Source organism: Moritella sp., assembly GCF_013215705.1.
Lineage (GTDB): Bacteria > Pseudomonadota > Gammaproteobacteria > Enterobacterales > Moritellaceae > Moritella.
This window is the reverse complement of record NZ_JABSQR010000005.1, coordinates 138,120-153,618: the sequence shown is the minus strand read 5'-3', so window position 1 is coordinate 153,618 and position 15,499 is coordinate 138,120. Positions and strand designations below refer to the sequence as shown.

The window sequence follows — 15,499 nt, the reverse complement described above, 5'->3', positions numbered from 1 at the left end:
CCTTCTACTATTGCCCATGAATATTGATGCCATTATCCAGCAATTTAATCATTTCGGTTACGTGTAATAATACGCACATGCGTGATTTAACCATGCCAGCTAACCAAGGTCGACTGCCAGGTGTACTTCGCCATTTAATATCATTACTGTTTAAAGTTTCAGTACCATGCAGACTTTCACAGCCTAGTACCCAATTCGACTCACTTAGTTGGATCTGATATTTATAATCTATCTCACCCATATTCTGCTCAGGCATAACCCATTGTGCAGTATCAACAACACTTAATTTTTGTTCACGGTGTTGCATGATACCTAAATACCAATCCGGTTTACCAAATAAACTGTTGACTACTTCAGCTTGATGAATACCACCAAGCTCTGTCAGAGGCACCGCAAAGGTAACACCTGCGACCTCAAAAAACAGCGCTTGAAAGCGTTCTTCTAATTCAACATTCTTCCACGTAGGGGCCGCTTCAACGTTGCTTTCTAATTCGGTTTCTGTGTCTGCTTCTGGTATCGATGATGGCGATAGCTCAGCCTCTGGCAACACAGTACTTTCTGACATTTCAGCAACAGTCACATCCGCTACAACGCGTTGTATCTCTTGCTCTGCTGCAGAGATAGTACCAACCATAGTATCAATAACGGGTTCTGCTGGTAAATATGCTGACTGAGCATTATCTAAAACAGACAAGTCCATGTCTGCAAGGTCAATGTCAATCACAGAACCCAATAACAGGTCAAGCTCGGTTAACGAACCCGAGCTATCTGGCTCAGGCATCTTAAAATCACTCGGTCCTTGCGGCGAAACAACTGACAATAACGGTTTTAATTCAGCCTGAGGAAAATCTGTAAGCGCCATTGTTAACTCAGACGGTTTCACGTCTTCAACAACTGGAACAGATAACATAGATGCAAAATAATCATCTAAAGCTGTGTGTTTGCTATGCTTATCCATACATACGGTCCTGCTGCTTAATGCCTGCCAACAAGTCTTGTAATAATGCCCCATAGGCAGCAACACCACGGCTACTACGAGAATACATAGAAGGTGGCATATGCTTTAAACTGGCATTGCGAAATTGTGTATCTACAGGGATAACTGCACGCCATACATTCTGGCTATAGTTTTGTTGCAATGTCTGTAATGACACAATCGAAGCTTTAGTTCGGCGGTCAAACATAGTTGGGATCACTGTATAATTAAATTTATTTGTACAACTGCGTTGCATAATTTCAAAGGTTTTAACCATACGGTCTAAACCTTTCAATGCTAAAAACTCGGTTTGCACAGGCACTAAAATTCGGTCACTGCTTGCCAGCGCATTCACCATCATCACCCCAAGTACAGGAGGACAATCGATAATAACAAAGTCATAATCATCCGACACTAAAGTGATAATATTTTTGAGAATAAGTCCCATACCATCACGGTGACCGAGTGTTCTATCTAAAGTAGCCAGTGCCATCGTCGCAGGTAATAAGTTAATACCGTTATAAGGTGTTTCAATCGTCGCATTATGAACCAATTCAGCATCAAGCATAGGCGCGACAAAAAGATCAAACAATCCAACCGTTAAATCATCACAATCATAATTGAGATAACTCGTTAATGATGCGTGAGGGTCAGTATCGATTAATAATACGCGCTGTCCTTGCTCTGAAAGTAAACCTGCCAGAGTAATTGCAGTGGTTGTTTTTCCAACCCCGCCTTTTTGATTAGCAACAGTCCAAACGTTCAACTTTACCCTACCTTATCAGCATGTCGTTACCGACAACCAACTTCAATATTAATGCGCTCTGCGATTTGTGGCAGATTAATTTGTTCATCGGCTAATCCAGCATTCACAATTGCTTGTGGCATACCATATACAACGCAAGATTGTGCATCTTGAGCCCACACAGTACTGCCTTTTTGTTTGAGTAATTTAGCGCCTTCTCGGCCATCAGCACCCATACCCGTTAATACAATCGCTAATACTTTATCGCGATATGCCTGCGCAGCAGAGCCAAATGTAATATCGACACTCGGTTTATAATTAATCCCTTCTGGGCTTTCAATGACTTTTAAACTTAAACCACCGGCTTTACTCTCAATCAGAACTTGCTTACCACCAGGCGCTAAATAAGCAACTCCAGGCCGTAAACGATCACCATGCTGCGCTTCCTTTACCGTGATTTGGCATAAGGTATTCAATCGCGCTGCAAATGCCGAAGTAAACGTAGCGGGCATATGTTGAATGAGTAAAATAGGTAAAGGGAAGTCATTACGTAAAGGTGTTAATACGTTTTGTAATGCGACTGGACCACCGGTAGACGCACCAATTACCATTAAATTATATTTTTTACCTGATGCACGTTTTCTTACATGGCTGACAGTTGCCGGCGTTCGCGTTTCAAGTGTCGCGCTATCAACATCAGCAACATGTCTCACGTTTACAGCATTCGCCGTCTGCAATCGGCTTGTCGCTGTATTTTTACGCAGTAACGTGGCGCTATTAAGACCTCTATCAGGCGCTATCGGCGCACTACGAACTGGGATGGAAGTGATACGCGGAGCTCTCAATCCACTTCTGCGTTTACTGATTTCTTTAATATTTTGCTGCAGTAATTTAACCGCTTCCGCTTTGTCTTTGGCAATATCTTCAAACTTTTTCGGTAAAAAGTTAGCCGCACCGGCCTCTAAAGCCTCGAGTGTCGACTTCGCACCTTGGTGCGTCAGTGACGAGAACATTAAAATGGGGGTCGGCGTGTCTTTCATGATCGCTTTAACTGCAGAAATACCGTCGAGTACTGGCATTTCAATATCCATGGTGATCACATCTGGACGTAGCGATTTCGCTTTAATGATCGCTTCTTCGCCATTCTTAGCAGTATCAATAACTTCCATTTCTGGATCTGCATTAATGATTTCACTTACTCTACGTCTGAAAAAACTAGAGTCATCAACGACTAAAACCTTTATTTTCATCTAATCTATCTACTTAAATGTGTTTACTTCAATGTAAAAGCACACAGGGGGAAACCCCCTGTATCAACAAATTAGCGTTTGGCGTAATGATTTAAGAGACTTGGAATATCTAAAATCAAAGCAATACCACCATCGCTGGTAATAGTTGCGCCGGCCATGCCAGGCGTACCTTGTAGTAAGTTGTCTAACGCTTTAATAACAACTTCTTCTTGACCAATCAGACTATCAACCACAAAACCAACTTGTTTAATCCCTAACTGGACGATCACAACATGGCCAAGACCACGATCATTTCGTGTCGCTGCTTGTGGATCCATTTTAGTTAACCAATCATGCAGATAAAATAGTGGAATAGCTTTGTCTCTGACTACAATGCTGAGCTGGTTATCGACGACATGGGTTTTATTTAAGTCCAAGTGGAAGATCTCATTAACACTCGTTAATGGTAAAGCAAATATTTGCTTACCGACTTCGACCATCAAGGTGGGTAAAATCGCCAGTGTCAACGGTACTTTAATTTCAATCGTTGTACCCGTCCCCAGTTTGGAGTCGATCGAAATTGTACCATTAAGTTTGCTGATACCCGTCTTAACCACATCCATCCCAACACCACGCCCAGAAATGTCTGATATCTGATCTTTGGTTGAAAAACCGGGGGCAAAAATAAGGTTGTATGCTTCATTATCCGAGATTCTTGCTGCTGCATCAGCATCAAGCACCCCACGTTTAATCGCAATATCCTTTAAGCGTTCTGGGTCCATACCCGCACCATCATCTACAATTTTCAGACGAATATGGTCGCCTTCTTGAGATGCTGATAAGGTAATCGTCCCCTGTCGTGGTTTACCATTTTTCACGCGTTCGTCTGGCATTTCAATGCCGTGGTCCACCGAGTTTCTCACTAAATGCACCAGAGGATCAGCAAGTGCTTCGACTAAATTCTTATCTAAATCGGTTTCTTCACCAATCATTTCAAGATTAATGTCTTTTGATAAACTACGTGCTAAATCACGTACAACACGTGGGAAACGACCAAACACTTTTTTGATTGGTTGCATCCGCGTTTTCATGACAGCGCCTTGTAAATCGGCAGTAACCACATCAAGATTGGACACAGCTTTAGTCATGTCTTCATCATTATTTGCGGCGCTTAAGCTCACTAAACGGTTACGAACAAGTACTAATTCGCCCACCATATTCATAATTTCATCAAGGGTACGAGTATCAACACGTACTGTTGAATCAACTTGCGGTTTCGCTTTTTTCTCTGCTTTTACCGCCACGGTTTCAGTCGATTTTTTGGCTACTGGTGCCACTTTTGCAACTGGTGAAGCAACCGCAGTTGCAGCTTGTGCAACAGGCGCGGGCTGGATAGCAGCAGAACCTCCAGCATTAACCACATTTTTGATCGTCGCAGCAGCACTTGGCGCATTACCCTTACCGTATAATTCATCCAGTAAGTTTTCAAAGTCATCGTCATTGAGTTCAGTACTGCTAGCGGCTGACGTTGTATTCGTCGCGCTAGCATGCTGACCAACACCATGCAGATCATCAAGTAATTTTTCGAACTCATCATCCGTAAAATCAGCATTTGAACTTGCCGCAGGTGTCGGCGCCGGGACGGCTACGTTAGCAGCTGTCGGCGTTCCACCTTTACCATGAAGTTCATCAAGTAATTTTTCAAAATCAAGCTCTGACATTCCGTCAATACCTGAGTCATTACCAGCAACAGTTACCGATTGAGGCGTCACCGCTACAACCTTTTCTATCACTACTGGTGCAGATGCAGGTTGAGTCAGCAAATGAAGTTGATGGATTAATGCCGCATCTGCAGCAATTAATGGTTCACGCTCTTGAATCGCGACAAACATCACATTGACACAATCCAATGCTTGAAGAATCACATCCATCAATTCAGGTGTTACCGCGCGATGCCCATTACGTAGGCTATCAAATACGTTTTCTGCACCGTGACATATATCAACTAGTTCTGATAATGCTAAAAAGCCAGCGCCACCTTTAACTGTATGAAACCCCCTAAAGATTGCATTCAGTAATTCTGAGTCTTCTGGGCTTTTTTCTAAATCAACGAGTTGCTCAGAGAGTAGCTCTAGAATCTCAGACGCTTCAATCAGGAAGTCCTGTAGAATTTCTTCATCAACATCAAAGCTCATCAATATCTCCCTTAAAATCCTAAACTTGATAATAAATCATCGACATCATCTTGGCCGTCTACTACATCAACACGTTCTTTCGCATTCATGATTGGACCTTCCGCTTCAATGCCACTGATTTTTTTAATTTCGTCTGCTGTGCTATTTAGTGGCTTTGACGCCTCACCAAACATAGTCAGCATTTCAACTAATTTAACTTCAACTTCTTGCACTAGATTAATCACTCGACGGATCATTTGACCAGTCAAATCTTGGAAATCTTGTGCCATAAGAATTTCAGTTAAGTACTGTCTTAAACTATCGGCATCTGAAACTGAAACTTGAAGAAAATCATCTAATAATTTACAAAGTTCTTTAAATTGACCGAGTTGCAAATCACGATTCATCAAGTTCTTCCAATTTGGCATCACTTGTTGGATACGATCAGTAAAACTATCCGCGATGGGTAAGCACGCTTCTACTGCATCCATGGTTCGGTTTGCGGCTTTATCCGTCATTTCGATAACGTAGTTTAAACGTTCTCTAGCATCCGGGAATTCATCATTAGCCAGACTTTCAATACGCGTATCCAATTGAAAATCTTCTAATGAATCATGTAATTGACGAGTTAACACCCCTACTTTTTCAAACATTGCAGCTGAACTTTCATTTTGAATATCAATAATGATTTCATTTGCCATTTCTACCTGGCCGCACTCTAGCAGTGTCACCAGTTCTTTAGCTTTTTCTAATGAAATCAATGCTTCTTGTTGTTCACTCATGCCCATCCCTGCTTATTGAATTCGTTCGAAAATTTTCTCTAACTTTTCTTTTAACGTCGCTGCCGTAAATGGTTTTATAATATAACCATTTACACCTGATTGCGCAGCTTCAATGATTTGTTCGCGTTTCGCTTCTGCCGTAACCATCAATACAGGGATATGACAAAGCGCTTGATCTTTTCTTATTTCTTTAAGTAGATCAATACCTTGCATTCCAGGCATGTTCCAGTCAGTGACCACAAAATCATAATCGCCATTTTTAAGCATAGGTAGCGCGGTATTACCATCGTCGGCTTCAAATGTATTACTAAAACCAAGGTCACGCAGTAAGTTTTTAATGATGCGTCTCATCGTAGAAAAATCATCGACAATAAGAATTTTAATTTGCTTTTTCAAGTTGTTCTCCAAAATAAGTAATCACAATATTTACAGGTCCTGATTCCCATAAATATATTACTTCAATACTCAGGCACTAAATAATATAGTACCCATTAAACTTAATCATCCAACCATGCATGCATTCGCGCTTTAACACGATGCATTGCTTGACTATGTATTTGACTTACTCGAGATTCACTGACACTAAGCACTTCTCCAATCTCTCTTAGATTTAACTCTTCATCATAATAAAGCGATAAAACTAAGCTTTCTCTTTCCGGTAATGTTTTAATGCAATCTGCTAATGCTTGCTGAAAACGTTGCTCAGAAAATTCCGCACAAGGGGTACTTGATTTACCTTCATAAGCTGAATAAGCGTCTTCATTACTTGCGGTCAAATCCTCGATCGCTAATATATGCCCGCTGTTTACATTCATCAACATACTACGGTAGTCAGCCAAGCTTACGCCTAATTCCCCAGCAATATCCGTATCTTTTGCATCTGTCCCAGTTTGTTTTTCAATTCGATCAATTGCCGCGGCAATATCGCGACCATTTTTATGCACCGATCTTGGTACCCAATCCCCGCGTCTCATTTCATCTATCATTGAACCGCGAATACGAATACCAGCATAGGTCTCAAAGCTAGCGCCTTTAGAGCCATCAAAGTTACGCGCAGCATCCAGTAATCCAATCATTCCCGACTGGATTAAATCATCTAACTGAACACTCGGTGGCAAACGTAGGAGCAAGTGATGAGCAATTCGTTTTACTAAATAACCGAATTTCTCAACAGCGTGATTCTGTTGCGACTGGATGTTACTGTAAGCGGATGCCTTATTCACTTCAATCTTCTACCCTAGCTTTGTTTTCAAACAAGTTCTCAATGAAGAACTCCAGATGACCGCCGCCTGTATTCGGCACCGGCCAAGTTGCAGCTCGACTTGCTAACGCTCTAAACGCCAATGAAGCGGGCGCTTTTGGGAATGCTTCTACAACCACTTTCTGTTTACGAACGGCTTGGCGAACGCAGTTATCAAACGGAATACAAGCAACAAGTTCTAATGTTGCATCTAAAAATCGGTCGGTGACACGTGTCAACTTAGTAAATAATTCTTGGCCTTCCCGTAAACTGCGCACCATGTTGGCAACAATCTTAAACCGATGAACGCCGTGTTCTTTGGATAATAATTTAATTAACGCGTAAGCATCGGTAATCGATGTTGGTTCATCACACACCACCATCAAGATATCTTGTGAAGCACGGCAGAAGCTTAATACCATCTCCGAAATACCCGCAGCAGTATCAACTAATAACACATCAATCGGTGTTTTTAGCTCTCCAAAAGCCCGGATTAAACCAGCATGCTCTTGCGTCGATAATTCCACCATCGAACGTGTACCAGATGTCGCTGGTGCGATTAAAATTCCATTTGGGCCTTCAATCAAAATATCGTCTAATGTACATTCTCCCGAAATCACGTGAGAAATGTTTTTGTGTACGCGTAAGCCGAGTAAAACATCGACGTTTGCCAATCCAAGATCGGCATCTAAAACCATCACTCGCTTGCCCTGAGCCGCGAGTGCTACTGCCATGTTCAGTGTTACGTTAGTTTTACCTACGCCACCTTTGCCACCTGAAACGGCAATAACTTTAACTTTTTTGTTATTACTCATTTGTCTTAGACCACTTGCTTGATCGAAAAAATTATGTTTATTCATTACTATTTATCATCGCCTAACCAAAAATGCGTATCGTTTTGTTCTTCTAGTGTATCTCTATTCAGTACCGTACTCACTAATTGTTGAGCATTAGCTGAATCTATATCTTCAGGTACTCGCTGCCCATTTGTTATATAAGCAATTGGCAGTTGATGTTGTATTAATACACTTAATACTTCACCGAGACTTAAGCTTTCATCCACTTTACTTAAAATACAGCCCGCTAACGGAATATGATGAAAATGCTCGAGTGTTTCTTGTACTACCCTACGCTGTGCGGTTGCAGGGACAACTAAATAGTTACGAATCACGACTTTGTCATTATTGACTAATGACTCTAACTGTTCAGACAAACGCGTATCGCGCTGGCCCATACCGGCAGTGTCAATTAAAACTAAACGCTTACTCCGTAATTGATACAAGTATTGTGCCAACTCTGCATCGTCACGTGCAATTTTGACTGTACAACCCATTATACGACCATAAGTCGCTAATTGTTCGTGAGCACCGATACGATATGTATCAGTTGTGATCAGTGCAACATTATCGGAACCATGCAACATGGCAAATTTTGCCGCTAATTTGGCGATTGTTGTCGTTTTTCCTACGCCCGTTGGACCCACTAATGCAACAGCACCACCTTTACTTAAAATATCATCTGGTGCAATCAGGACATTATCCGTCAATAGCGTTTGAATTTGGTCCCAAGCTGATTCAATCGAACAGTTTTCTGTCACATTATTCGCTAACTGGTCTGCAACCTCTTCGGTAAAACCAATCTTAACGAGATGTTTAATCAACATAGCACGAATAGGTTCATTACGTTCAACTTCCTGCCACTGTAAGCCTGACACTTGGTGTTCGAGCAGTTTTCGGATTGAAGACAGTTCCGCTTTCATCGCGCTAATATCTTGTTGATTATCACTTTTTGATACCGCTGACTCAAATGGCTTATGACCACTGTGTGATGATTTACGAGCCATACCATCACGCATTTCATTTTGCTCCGCAAGTGTCGCAGGCGCCAATTTTGGTGGTTCCGCAAAACGTCGAGCAACAGGTTTCTTTAAAAAGCTAGTATCCCAGTTATTTCCTTCACCGGCATTATCTTCGTTGCTTATTGCTTGAGACATCTGTTGTTTATGTTCTTGCTGACGTGCCAATAAACTCGCTAATGAATCATTTTTTACCGCTGCTTGTTCAGGTTTAGCTTGTTGCGATATTTCGCTAGTCATTAACTTTTTGAAATTAAATTTAGATGCCGATAAATTGACGGAGTCTTCAGAAAGTTGACGGTTTGTCTTATTCATTATAGGTGTTCGTTTTGCCGCTGGTTCCGGTGCCGCAGACTTACTTTCAGAGAAATCCACAGCAGCAACGATCTCGATGCCACCGGTGACCTTTTTGTTAGACATAATAACAGCGTCGGGGCCAAGAACCTCTTTGACTTCAGCCAATGCCGAACGCATATCTTTGGCAAAAAAGCGCTTTATTTTCAACTTATCATCCTTAGTACTGCTCGCTACTTTAATTTATTAACGTGTTATTGACCTACAACACTGACAATTCGGATCTGTTTATCATCGGGGACTTCTTGGTAAGACAATACTCTTAATGATGGTATTGAATATTTCACAAATTTCGCCAATGTAGATCTTAATACCCCAGACGTTAATAAGATTGCTGGTTGTCCAGCTAACTCTTGATTCTGCGCAACTTCTGTTAATGACGTTTGCATGCGCTCTGCTAATCCAGGTTCAATGCCAGCACCTTCACTACCAGCAGCCTGTAAAGACTGATGTAATATTTGCTCTAATTCGGGAGCCAGTGTAACCACAGGTAACTCACTATCGAGACCATTAATATCCTGAACAATCATGCGGCGTAAACTGACACGACAAGCAGAAATTAATACTTCTGGATCTTGCGTTTTCGAACCATATTCAGCCATTGTTTCCACAATAGTACGAATATCTCGAATTGGCACGTTATCATGTAATAGCCCTTTTAGCACTTTTACAACAATCCCTAACGGTAAGAGCTCAGGGACTAAACTTTCGACTAACTTCGGATGTGTTTTCGCTAACACATCTAATAAATTTTGTACTTCTTCATAACCGAGCAATTGTGCCGCATTATTCAGTAATAACTGGCTCAAGTGTGTCGCAACAACCGTGGCTGAGTCAACTGCTGTATAACCCAAGGTTTGCGCTTGATCACGCTGTTGAGGATTGATCCACAATGCAGGTAAACCAAAAGCCGGGTCTATGGTTGCAATCCCATCGATCTTGCCATAAACCTGACCAGGGTTAATGGCTAACTCTTTATCGTGGAAGATTTCAATTTCGCCATTGGAAACACCCATAATGTTAATACTATAACAATTTGGTGGAAGATCTAGGTTGTCGCGAATATGCACCGCGGGGATCAAAAAACCTAATTCTTGAGAAAGCTTCTTACGTACACCTTTAATACGATTTAATAACTCACCACCTTGGCTTTTATCAACCATCGGAATTAAGCGGTAACCCACTTCCAAACCAATCGTATCAACTGGTTTAACATCATCCCAGTCGAGATCTTTTTGATCATTCATCGTCGCGTCAATGGCAGCATCTTCTGGAATGTTGTTTTTCTCTTCTTCACGTAGGGTTGCCGCTTTCATTAACCACCACGCCCAAGTGCCAGTAAGCACACCAAAACCGATGAAAGCAAGGTGTGGCATGCCCGGTACTAATCCCATCACCGTCATAATGACACCGACAACCGCTAATGCTTTTGGATTGGCCACCATTTGGCTCGTGACTTGAGTGCCGAGTTTTTCGTCTTTATTCTGACGGGTAACAATGATCGCAGCAGCGATAGATAAGAGTAATGACGGTATCTGCGCAACCAGACCATCACCAATGGTCAATAATGTGTAAATCTCACCGGCTTCCGCAAAACTGAGATCATGCTGCGAAATACCAATGATAAGGCCGCCGATAATATTAATAAATAAAATCAATAAACCGGCAACCGCATCACCTTTTACAAATTTGCTGGCACCGTCCATCGAACCATAAAAATCTGCTTCTTGAGTAACTTCTTCACGGCGCTGTTTGGCTTGTTCTTGATCAATAATACCAGCGTTCAAATCGGCATCAATCGCCATTTGCTTACCAGGCATTGCATCAAGGGTAAAACGCGCACTTACTTCCGCAATACGTCCTGCACCTTTCGTCACCACGGCAAAGTTAATTATCATTAAAATCATAAAAACGATAAGACCTACCGCCAAATTCCCGCCGATCACAACCGAACCAAAAGCATCAATAACTTGTCCGGCGGCATCGCCACCATTATGCCCTTCTAATAACACCACTCGGGTCGATGCCACATTCAGCGCTAAACGTAATAAAGTCGCAATTAACAAAACAGTAGGAAATGCAGCAAAATCAAGAGGTTTATTTACGTATACAGAGACAAGTAAGATTAATAACGACAATGCGATATTAAAAGAAAAGAATACATCTAATAGGAATGCAGGTATCGGTAATACGACCATGCCCAGTGTAGCCAACACCACTATAGGGGTGCCGATATTTTCTAGCGCGACGGCCCTTTTACCCCAGATTTTAGATAGATTTGCTGCTACTTGCATTACGAGACCTCAAAAAATTATGCTCGCTAGTATAAAGCAATAATCATACCTAAAGCAAAAGCATTAGGTATTGAATGCCACAAATGATACTAATATTTTAGATCGTTAGGGATATCCATGGTTTTTGGTAACGGTTTGGGACGATTACCCTTACGTTGTTTAAATTGCTCGAGTTGATAAACATAAGCAAGGATCTGTGCGACCGCAATAAATAGCCCTTCAGGAATCGGGTCGTCAATCTCAGTGCTATGATAAATAGCACGGGTTAACGCCGCGGATTCTAGGATGGGAACTTTGTGTTCTTTCGCCATTTCACGAATACGGAAAGCGACTTGATCAACACCTTTAGCCACAACTTTGGGTGCGGCGTTACCGGTTTTTTCATATTTTAACGCCACAGAATAATGTGTTGGGTTGGTAATAATCACATCTGCGTCAGGAACATCACCCATCATACGCCGTTGCGATATCTCCATCTGCATCTGCCTGATCTTGCCTTTTAACTGTGGGTTACCATTCACATCTTTCATTTCATCTTTAACTTCTTGCTTGGTCATCCGCAATTCTTTGGCGTGTTTCCAATATTGATAAGGTACATCAATAGCCACAATGATAATCAAAGATGCACACAACCAAATAAACACATCAGTCAAAAAATTTAATGATTGGATAATCGAAATATGCAATGGCTGGAGGCTAAACTCCATGATCTGTAAGAATTGAGTTTTTAATACCAGCAAGGCAATCGTCACAACGACGGCGACCTTGGCAATTGATTTAATCAATTCAACCATGGCTTGTGGGCCCATCATTCTTTTTAGACCTGCTTTAGGCGACATTTTGGATGCTTTCGGACGAATGGATTCACCACTAAACACCATGCCCCCCATGAGAATATTACCGATAATAGCGGCAAAAAAACCCACAATCATGATGCCGAATAATGGCCAAAATAACGGTTTAATGCTCACGCTAACAATTTCAAGCAAGGCATCAGGACTGAAAATGTCTTTACGTTCAAGCTTAAATAAACTAGTCATATTAGTAACAAGCGCACGTGCCAACGCATCACCAAAAGCAAGGAAAGCTGCACCTGTTGCCGTCAGTACAAAGGTCGTCGCAAGTTCTTTCGAACGAACTACCTGACCTTTCTCCCTGGCTTGGGTGAGCTTTTTCTCGGTGGCGTCTTCGGTTTGTTCTTGACCGTCTTTTTCAGCCATGAGGAAATACCTTTATCCTAATGTGGTGAGCGGCGTTAATACGCGCAAGCATTATTGAGCAATGAACAAATCAGTTCTCCGGCGCGTTGCCACTGGGCATCAAAATGAAATATAAAGCTTTTTAATGATAAGTAAATAATAAATAAACCCGCGACCATACCCACCGCGAACCCTAAACTAAATACGTTTAGTTGCGGTGCAGCCTTCGTCATCACACCAAACGAAAAGTTAATCACTAGCATAGCAACAACCGCAGACAATGACATACTCAGTGCAGCAGCGAACATGACTGACATCCACCCTGCAATTTCATAATACTGTATGGCAACTAAACCAGACGCTGAAACCGGCAATGTCTCAAACGATTTAACAACTGTCTCGATCATAAATAAGTGACCGTTCACGGATAAATAAACCAGTGTGCCTAATAAAATATAGATTTGACCGATCACAGGAGACATTTGCCCCGATGCTGGATCTGCCATAGAGGCAAAACCTAAACTGGTTTGCATCGCGATAATCTGCCCCGCGAGCACAAACGTTTGAATCAACATGACAGTCACAAAACCGATTGCAATACCAATCAAACTTTGTTGTAAAATGATCATGAAGCTACTTAACGAAAACAAATCAACATTAGGCATAGGTGGCAATACAGGCGCAACCATCGCGGTAAGCGCAAGACAATAAAATAACCGGATCATGGCTGGTGTGGTTTTCGCACCACTGACTATCATGACCATGACCATGCCAGATAGACGGGCAAATGGCCAAATATAACTGGCCATAAACGTCATAATATCAGCTGATAGAATTTCCACTAATTAACCTACAACTTGTGGGATCTGAAGTATCATGCTGGTAAAGAATTCCATCAAACGACCAAAACCCCAATGCGCACCATAAATGAGCGCCAATAAAGTGGCAATTAAACGTGGTAAGAAACTTAATGTTTGTTCATTAATTGAGGTTGCGGCCTGAAACACTGACACGACAAGACCCACTAATAGCCCGGGTACAACGACCGCACAGACCAATAGTAATACCGTCCATAATGCTTGTCGAAATATATCTACAAAGACTTCAGGTGCCATGATACTGCCTTTTACTTATGAATCGGCTTATAAACCGATTTATGAACTGAACGATTACCTTATGTGAAAACGTGTATATCAAGAGCGTCGTCATAATCCAAAACTGTTCGCCAGCGTGCCGAGAATAAGGCTCCAACCATCCACGAGTACAAACAGCATGAGCTTAAAGGGCAAGGATACAATCATCGGTGATAACATCATCATACCCATAGCCATCAAGATACTCGCCACCACCAAGTCAATGATCAAAAAGGGAATGAACACCATAAAACCAATTTGAAAGGCAGTTTTAAGTTCGCTGGTTACAAAGGCAGGGATCAAAACTCTAAAAGGCACCTCTTCGGGTGAATCGGCTTCCACTTTTGCAATTCGCATGAAGGTATCAAGATCAGTCACACGCGTTTGCGCTAACATAAATTGCTGCATTGGCAGTTTAGCCTGCTCAAAGGCTTGCATCGATGTAAGCTCTTCACTCAAATAAGGCTGCAAGGCATTATCATTAATACGCTCAAATACTGGCGACATAATGAAAAAAGACAAGAATAAGGTGATACCAACTAATACTTGGTTAGACGGGCTCTGTTGTAAACCTAATGCTTGGCGTAAAATAGACAGTACTATAATGATGCGAGTAAACGAGGTCATCATGATCAGCGCAGCTGGAATAAAACTTAACGCCGTCATCATGGCTAAAATTTGCAATGACACCGAATATTCCTGCGAGCCATCACTGTTAGTGATCACTTTCACCGCCGACATCACTGAATTATCAGCCCATGCAGCGGAGGTGAAAAAAAGCAGTACCAGCGACAGTAATACCGTAAACTTATTTTTCATTATGCTGTTTCATCATCTGGGCTAATTTAGTAGCAAATGGATTGAGTTCTGGCTGACTATTTTCCAAGGGCCGTTCTAACTCTTTAAGCAAATTAATTTGCTGTCCAGTTATGCCGAGCAATACTTGTTCTGAACCAACTTGTACCACCATGATCCGCTCTTTCGGCCCTAACGGTAACGTCGCGACAACGTGTAGCTGTTGATTATTACTGCCAAATACACGCGTTTTTTTAGCTAAAAAAGCTAACATCACGATAACCGAAATAACCACCAGCAACGATAATAACCATTGCAACATATCAAGATCGTTCATACTATTTAAGCTTCTTAATACGTTCGGTTTGGCTGATGACGTCGGTTAACCGAATACCAAATTTGTCATTTACTACCACAACTTCACCGTGTGCGATAAGTGTACCATTAACCATTACGTCGAGTGGCTCACCGGCTATACGATCAAGCTCAACAACAGAGCCTTGATTTAATTGTAATAAATTACGAATACTAATTTTACTACGACCAACTTCCATTGAGATCACAACAGGAATATCAAGAATACTATCTAATTTATGCTGCTGTTCAGGAGAGAATGCATTGTCATCATTGCTAAAATCTTCTAACTCCGTCGCTTCAACAGTACTTTGCTCGGCCATTGCAGCAGCCCAGTCATTGGCCATCTGATCTTGATCTTCACTCATT

At 41.8% G+C, this 15,499-nt stretch carries 16 protein-coding genes; all 16 read right to left on the bottom strand.

What is annotated here, in order from left to right; translation table 11 throughout:
* Nucleotides 1-7 precede the first annotated feature (7 nt).
* Nucleotides 8-958, bottom strand: a complete 951-nt coding sequence (locus HRT96_RS02580; protein ID WP_293151765.1) for a chemotaxis protein CheW — start codon at nt 956-958, stop codon at nt 8-10.
* Nucleotides 951-1,742, bottom strand: a complete 792-nt coding sequence (locus HRT96_RS02575; RefSeq protein WP_293151762.1) for a ParA family protein — start codon at nt 1,740-1,742, stop codon at nt 951-953. Before HRT96_RS02575 ends, HRT96_RS02580 begins: the two co-directional genes overlap by 8 nt.
* A gap of 26 nt (nt 1,743-1,768) precedes the next feature.
* Complete coding sequence (locus tag HRT96_RS02570) at nt 1,769-2,971, bottom strand: chemotaxis response regulator protein-glutamate methylesterase (protein WP_293151758.1); 1,203 nt, start codon at nt 2,969-2,971, stop codon at nt 1,769-1,771.
* A 71-nt stretch (nt 2,972-3,042) separates the two neighbouring features.
* Nucleotides 3,043-5,145: a chemotaxis protein CheA gene (locus tag HRT96_RS02565; protein WP_293151755.1), complete on the bottom strand. Its 2,103-nt coding sequence runs from the start codon at nt 5,143-5,145 to the stop codon at nt 3,043-3,045.
* 11 nt (nt 5,146-5,156) lie between these two features.
* On the bottom strand, nt 5,157-5,906 hold the full coding sequence (locus tag HRT96_RS02560; protein WP_293151751.1) for a protein phosphatase CheZ: 750 nt from the start codon (nt 5,904-5,906) through the stop codon (nt 5,157-5,159).
* 12 nt (nt 5,907-5,918) lie between these two features.
* Complete coding sequence (cheY, locus tag HRT96_RS02555; RefSeq protein ID WP_006030794.1) at nt 5,919-6,302, bottom strand: chemotaxis response regulator CheY; 384 nt, start codon at nt 6,300-6,302, stop codon at nt 5,919-5,921.
* Between the two features lie 101 nt (nt 6,303-6,403).
* Nucleotides 6,404-7,129 carry an RNA polymerase sigma factor FliA gene (locus tag HRT96_RS02550; protein WP_293151749.1) on the bottom strand — a complete coding sequence of 242 codons (726 nt, stop codon included), beginning with the start codon at nt 7,127-7,129 and terminating at the stop codon, nt 6,404-6,406.
* A gap of 1 nt (nt 7,130) precedes the next feature.
* Nucleotides 7,131-8,006, bottom strand: a complete 876-nt coding sequence (locus HRT96_RS02545) for a MinD/ParA family protein (protein WP_293151746.1) — start codon at nt 8,004-8,006, stop codon at nt 7,131-7,133.
* Between the two features lie 2 nt (nt 8,007-8,008).
* Nucleotides 8,009-9,505: a flagellar biosynthesis protein FlhF gene (gene flhF, locus HRT96_RS02540; RefSeq protein ID WP_293151743.1), complete on the bottom strand. Its 1,497-nt coding sequence runs from the start codon at nt 9,503-9,505 to the stop codon at nt 8,009-8,011.
* 44 nt (nt 9,506-9,549) lie between these two features.
* Complete coding sequence (gene flhA, locus HRT96_RS02535) at nt 9,550-11,649, bottom strand: flagellar biosynthesis protein FlhA (protein ID WP_293151740.1); 2,100 nt, start codon at nt 11,647-11,649, stop codon at nt 9,550-9,552.
* Nucleotides 11,650-11,738: 89 nt separating this feature from the next.
* The gene (gene flhB, locus HRT96_RS02530) at nt 11,739-12,869 is read right to left on the bottom strand and encodes a flagellar biosynthesis protein FlhB (protein WP_293151737.1); all 1,131 of its coding nucleotides are present in this window, start codon (nt 12,867-12,869) and stop codon (nt 11,739-11,741) included.
* Nucleotides 12,870-12,904: 35 nt separating this feature from the next.
* Nucleotides 12,905-13,690, bottom strand: coding sequence for a flagellar biosynthetic protein FliR (gene fliR / locus HRT96_RS02525; protein ID WP_293151734.1), 786 nt, complete (start codon nt 13,688-13,690; stop codon nt 12,905-12,907).
* Between the two features lie 3 nt (nt 13,691-13,693).
* Entirely contained in the window at nt 13,694-13,963 is a 270-nt protein-coding gene (gene fliQ, locus HRT96_RS02520) for a flagellar biosynthesis protein FliQ (RefSeq protein WP_293151731.1), read from the bottom strand.
* Nucleotides 13,964-14,053: 90 nt separating this feature from the next.
* Nucleotides 14,054-14,800, bottom strand: coding sequence for a flagellar type III secretion system pore protein FliP (gene fliP, locus HRT96_RS02515; RefSeq protein ID WP_293151728.1), 747 nt, complete (start codon nt 14,798-14,800; stop codon nt 14,054-14,056).
* Nucleotides 14,790-15,113 carry a flagellar biosynthetic protein FliO gene (fliO, locus tag HRT96_RS02510; protein ID WP_293151725.1) on the bottom strand — a complete coding sequence of 108 codons (324 nt, stop codon included), beginning with the start codon at nt 15,111-15,113 and terminating at the stop codon, nt 14,790-14,792. The genes fliP and fliO overlap by 11 nt, the downstream gene beginning before the upstream one ends.
* Nucleotide 15,114: 1 nt before the next feature.
* Nucleotides 15,115-15,498 (bottom strand): flagellar motor switch protein FliN, encoded by a 384-nt coding sequence (gene fliN, locus HRT96_RS02505; protein WP_293151722.1) that lies wholly within the window; start codon nt 15,496-15,498, stop codon nt 15,115-15,117.
* Nucleotide 15,499: the final 1 nt, after the last annotated feature.

What these genes read in the sequence shown, in the direction of transcription:
- HRT96_RS02565 (WP_293151755.1), bottom strand. Translation starts at nt 5,145, where the DNA reads ATGAGCTTTGATGTTGATGAAGAAATTCTACAGGACTTCCTGATTGAA.
- HRT96_RS02570 (WP_293151758.1), bottom strand. Translation starts at nt 2,971, where the DNA reads ATGAAAATAAAGGTTTTAGTCGTTGATGACTCTAGTTTTTTCAGACGT.
- fliP (WP_293151728.1), bottom strand. Translation starts at nt 14,800, where the DNA reads ATGAAAAATAAGTTTACGGTATTACTGTCGCTGGTACTGCTTTTTTTC.
- fliO (WP_293151725.1), bottom strand. Translation starts at nt 15,113, where the DNA reads ATGAACGATCTTGATATGTTGCAATGGTTATTATCGTTGCTGGTGGTT.
- HRT96_RS02560 (WP_293151751.1), bottom strand. Translation starts at nt 5,906, where the DNA reads ATGAGTGAACAACAAGAAGCATTGATTTCATTAGAAAAAGCTAAAGAA.
- HRT96_RS02580 (WP_293151765.1), bottom strand. Translation starts at nt 958, where the DNA reads ATGGATAAGCATAGCAAACACACAGCTTTAGATGATTATTTTGCATCT.
- flhB (WP_293151737.1), bottom strand. Translation starts at nt 12,869, where the DNA reads ATGGCTGAAAAAGACGGTCAAGAACAAACCGAAGACGCCACCGAGAAA.
- HRT96_RS02545 (WP_293151746.1), bottom strand. Translation starts at nt 8,006, where the DNA reads ATGAATAAACATAATTTTTTCGATCAAGCAAGTGGTCTAAGACAAATG.
- fliQ (WP_293151731.1), bottom strand. Translation starts at nt 13,963, where the DNA reads ATGGCACCTGAAGTCTTTGTAGATATATTTCGACAAGCATTATGGACG.
- fliN (WP_293151722.1), bottom strand. Translation starts at nt 15,498, where the DNA reads ATGAGTGAAGATCAAGATCAGATGGCCAATGACTGGGCTGCTGCAATG.
- flhA (WP_293151740.1), bottom strand. Translation starts at nt 11,649, where the DNA reads ATGCAAGTAGCAGCAAATCTATCTAAAATCTGGGGTAAAAGGGCCGTC.